Below are 4,765 nucleotides of genomic sequence, written 5' to 3' on the forward strand. Positions count from 1 at the left end.
GCCTCGGCAGACGGCGACAATCTCTGCTGATGCGAGAAAGGTAGATTGCGCTCCGGCTTAATTCGAGTAAATTTATAGAGATAATGAATTGCGAAAGCGGAAGCGATTGCCCTCGATGGCGGCGCTGGAAGAAAGTGGTTTCAAGTCCCCATGTCCTCCTCGGTTCTGAACGTAGACCAGCTGTCCGTGGCCTATGACGGGCGCAAGGGATCGCATCCCGCCGTCAGCGGCGTGTCACTGCACATCGGCGAAGGCGAAGCGCTCGGCCTGGTTGGCGAGTCGGGATCGGGCAAAAGCTCGGTGGCGCTCGCCATATTGCGCTATCTGCCGAAAAACGCCCGCATCGCTGCGTCGGCGCTGGAATTCCAGGGCCGCGAAATCCGCGACCTTTCCGCCGAGCAACTGCGCCGGCTCAGGGGAAATCATATCGCCGCGGTCTACCAGCATCCCGGTGCTGCCCTCAATCCAAGCATGACGATCGGCCGCCAGATCACCGAGACGGTCATGCGGCATCGCCCGGTTCGCCTCGAAGAGGCGCGCGGGCGCGCCGCCGAACTGCTGGGCCGCGTCCGGGTCAGCCATCCGGAGCGGGTGCTGGATCTCTATCCGCACGAACTCTCCGGCGGCATGCAGCAGCGCGCCAACATCGCCATTGCCATTGCGCTCGACCCATCGCTGCTGGTGCTGGATGAGCCGACGACGGCGCTCGACGCCAGCGTCCAGTCCGAGATCATCGCCATCCTCTCCGACTTACGCAAGGATCACAAAACCAGCATCCTGCTGATCAGCCACGACATCAATATGATCCGCCGCTCCTGCGACCGGGTGGCGGTGATGCAGGCGGGAACCGTGGTCGAAAGCGGCGTCGCGAGCGATGTCTTCGACAACCCCTCTCACGCCTACACCAAGGCGCTCATCGCCTCGATCCCGGCGCTCAACTACACCAAGCGGGACGGAAGACTGGCGGAGACGGACGGCGTGCCAGCGCACCCAATGGCCCAAGGCGAAGACGCCGGCCTGCCAAAAGAACGCCGCATCGCGATCGCCTGCAAAGGCATCAGTCATGCCTTCGGCAGCCAGCCAGTGCTGCACCACGTCGATCTCGACATCGGCCAGGGCGAGACCTTCGGGCTGATCGGCGAGTCCGGTTCTGGCAAGTCGACCCTGGCACGGATCGTCACCGGTCTGCAGACGCCAAGCGCCGGATCGGTCGAACTGTTCGGCAGGACGGTCGCGCCGCGCGTCGAGAAGAGAAACCTTGCCGAACGCCGCGACGTGCAGATGGTCTTCCAGTCGCCGGATCGCACGCTCAATCCGCGCCAGCGGATCGGCACGATCCTCGGCCGCCCGCTGCGCAGGCTCGCCGGCCTGCGCCGCAGCGAAGTGAGAGCCCGCGTCGGCGACCTGCTGCAATCGGTTCGCCTCGCCGGCGCCACGGCCGAGCAGAAGTCGCGTTCGCTGTCCGGCGGCCAGCGGCAGCGGGCGGCAATCGCGCGCGCCTTCGCCGGCGTGCCGAAGGTCGTCGTGCTCGATGAACCGACCTCCGCGCTCGACGTCTCCGTCCAGGCGACCGTTCTCAACCTGCTCAACGACCTGCAGCGCGACAAGGACACGACCTATCTGTTCATCAGCCACGACCTCAGGGTGGTGCGCTACATGGCCGACAGGATCGGCGTGCTCTATCGCGGACGCCTGGTCGAAACCGGCTCCTCCGACCAGATTTTTCGCGGCCCCAACCACCCCTATACGGCCCTGCTTTTGGCTGCGTCCTCCGACGAAGCTGCGCCGAGACTATCCGCTCCAATCGAGATCGAGGCAGCCGGCGTCCCGAATACGGGGTGCTCCTTCGCCGACCGCTGCCCGCTGGTCCTGCCCGACTGCCGAAAGGCGGAGCCGCCGGCCCGAGAGGTCGCGGCCGGCCACCGGATCGCCTGCTGGCGGCACCGCCAGGGTTTTTGAGCGGCTCAACAGCAGTCCGAAGGTCCGCCGCGGCGGGGTTTTTGCGGCAAGCAGATGGTCGATGTACGAACCTCTCTGACGGCTGCCGCCAAGTTCACGCGGCTATGCCGGGGTTGGGAGCTTCCTCGCATACAATTACATTCGTTTATGCTAATATATTTCAGCCATGCACATTCGTTCATGGCGAACATGTGGGAGGATGCGATGAAAACCATGAATCGCAGGTCTGCAATTGCTCTCGGTGTGACGGCTGCCGCGATAACGCCTCTGTTCACCCTGGCGGCATCAGCGAAGAAATACGGCCCGAAGGAAGGCAAGGAGATTGCGCCCGGTGTCAGGGTGGTTGAGGTCAGCACCGGCAACTCCGACATTCCCGCCTACAAGAGCATCGCAATTGTCGACGTGGTATTTCAGCCCGGCGCACACGCGCCTCAGACGGTGATGGACAACGATATGGTCTGCACCATTGCTTCAGGTGCGTTCACGATCAAGAAGGCCGACAAGGAATTCAAGCTCAAGACGGGTGACATGTACACCTGCGCCAAAGGCAAGACCGACGAGGCGACAAATACAAGCAAGGAGGTCGGCGTGCATCGGATCGCCGTCCTGATACCTGCCTAGCAAACCGGAATCCGGCCGGATGGGAGGTCGCATTCCGTCCGGCCGTCGCTTGCGTACACTAGGTGCTGACCTCGTCCGGCCAACGCCCTTCGGCAAGATCGGCAGGATTACGGCGCTGGTGCCAGCCGGGTCACAGCCGCATGTTCGCTTTCCTTCAGGCACAGTGCGATGCCGGCATTGGCTCTTGAAGGGCCAAGCCAGACCCGCGTAACATAGCGCCAAGTCAACCGCTCACATTGAGTCTGCTTTATTAGTCCGGGCTAACGTCCGGATTGGTTTGGATATTTTCCTTGAACACGCAAGCAACCAGCAGCGCACCGGAGCGCGGCAAATCGTTTGCCCATGTGGCGGAAGCCTCCTGGGGCAAGGGCCTCAGCACCTTGCTCCGCATCGTGCGCATGACGCTGCGCCATCCCTGGCAGGTCGCCATCACCATCGTCTCGACCTTCATCGCCGCGACGCTGCAGCTTTTCATTCCACGCCTGCTGGGACGCGCCATCGACCAGGCGCAAGGTGTGATGGCCGCGGGTGCCGGCGCTGCGGCGGAACAGGCGCTGTGGAACACGGCGCTGACGCTGCTCGTCGTCTCGATCCTGCGCGGCCTCTTCACCATGGCGCAGAACTACTATGGCGAGGCCGTCGGTCATCGCACCGGCTATGAACTGCGGCTGGCCTTCTACGAGAAGATCCAGCGCCTGAGCTTCGCCTACCACGACAGGGTCCACACCGGCGATTTGATCACGCTCGGCCTGCTCGATCTCGACGGCGTGCGCATGTTCTTCTCCACCGGCATTTTGCGTGTGGTGCTGCTCGGCGTGCTGATCGGCGTCGGCGCCTATCTCCTGATCAGCACCGATCTCATGCTCGGGCTGCTCAGCCTGAGTTTCGTGCCCCTCGTCGCCTGGCGGTCCTCGGTCACCCAGCTGGCGTTGCGCAGCACCTGGTTGACTTTGCAGGAGCGGCTGTCTGTGCTGAGCCGGGTGATGGATGAGAACCTCGGCGGCATCCGCGTCGTGCGGGCCTTTGCGGCACAGCGGCATGAGCTGGAAAAATTCGACCGCGCCAAGCTGTCGGCGCTGGAGCTTGCCAATCAGCGCGTCGACATCCGCGTCTCCAACACCAGCGCCATGAACTTCTCGTTCCTGGCCGCCATGGGGCTGGTGCTCTGGTTCGGCGGCCAGAAAGTGATTGCAGGCCAGATCAGCGTCGGCACGCTGGCCCAGTTCCTCACCTTCATGACCATCCTGCAGATGCCGGTGCGCCAGCTCGGCCTTATGGTCAACTCCTTCGCGCGCGCCTCGACCTGCGGCAGCCGGCTATTCGAACTGCTCGACGCCGAGCTCGACATCGAGGACGCGCCCGGCGCCAAGGATCTCGTCGTCACCGATGGCGTGCTGCGCTTCCACAATGTCGGCTTCCGCTACGAGGGCGCGGGCGACCGGCCGACTCTGTCGGGCATCTCCTTCGAGGCGAGGTCCGGCGAGACCATCGGCATCGTCGGCCCGCCAGGCAGCGGCAAGTCGACCATCGCGCACCTGATCCCGCGCTTCTACGACGTCACCTCAGGCGCGATAACCATCGACGGCCAGGACATCCGCAAGGTGACGCTGCAATCGTTGCGCAAGGCCGTCGGCGTCGTGCAGCAGGACGCGTTCCTGTTCACCACCTCGATCGAGAACAACATCGCCTACGGCAATCCCTGGGCGCGCGAGACCCGCATCGGGCAGGCAGCCGAGTACGCCCAATTGCACAATTACATCATGGGCCTCCCAGCCGGTTACACCACAGTCGTCGGCGAGCGCGGCGCGTCGCTTTCCGGTGGCCAGCGGCAGCGCCTGACCATCGCCCGCAGCCTGATGCTGCGGCCGTCCGTGCTGGTCTTCGATGATTCCACCGCGGCCATCGACGCCGGCACCGAACAGCGTATCCGGGCAGCGATGAAACGCTTCGCCAGGGATCGCGTGACGCTCATCATCTCGCACCGGCTGAGTTCGCTGATGCATGCCGACCAGATCCTGTTCGTCGAGGGCGGCCGGATCGTCGAGCGCGGCACGCATGAGGAGTTGCTGGCGCTCGGTGGACGCTACCGCGCGCTCCATGACCTGCAGTTGCGGCCGGACGATGAGCGGCCCGTGGCGGGAGCCGCGTGATGCAGACACCGGCCGACGACGAGGAGGAAGACGCC

Annotated in this window: 3 protein-coding genes; all 3 read left to right on the plus strand. The window is 64.2% G+C overall.

What is annotated here, in order from left to right:
* The first annotated feature begins 150 nt into the window (after positions 1–150).
* Positions 151–1,959, plus strand: coding sequence for an ABC transporter ATP-binding protein (locus EOA22_RS24620; RefSeq protein WP_063168684.1), 1,809 nt, complete (start codon positions 151–153; stop codon positions 1,957–1,959).
* Between the two features lie 180 nt (positions 1,960–2,139).
* Positions 2,140–2,580 (plus strand): hypothetical protein, encoded by a 441-nt coding sequence (locus EOA22_RS24625; RefSeq protein WP_244514324.1) that lies wholly within the window; start codon positions 2,140–2,142, stop codon positions 2,578–2,580.
* Positions 2,581–2,870: 290 nt separating this feature from the next.
* Entirely contained in the window at positions 2,871–4,730 is a 1,860-nt protein-coding gene (locus EOA22_RS24630) for an ABC transporter ATP-binding protein (RefSeq protein ID WP_063168686.1), read from the plus strand.
* The last annotated feature ends 35 nt before the right edge of the window (positions 4,731–4,765 follow it).

This window comes from Mesorhizobium sp. M7A.F.Ca.US.014.04.1.1, assembly GCF_003998745.1.
Lineage (GTDB): Bacteria > Pseudomonadota > Alphaproteobacteria > Rhizobiales > Rhizobiaceae > Mesorhizobium > Mesorhizobium ciceri.

Coding starts and splice junctions, on each gene's coding strand:
- EOA22_RS24620 (WP_063168684.1), top strand. CDS start 151: ATGTCCTCCTCGGTTCTGAACGTAGACCAGCTGTCCGTGGCCTATGAC.
- EOA22_RS24625 (WP_244514324.1), top strand. CDS start 2,140: ATGGCGAACATGTGGGAGGATGCGATGAAAACCATGAATCGCAGGTCT.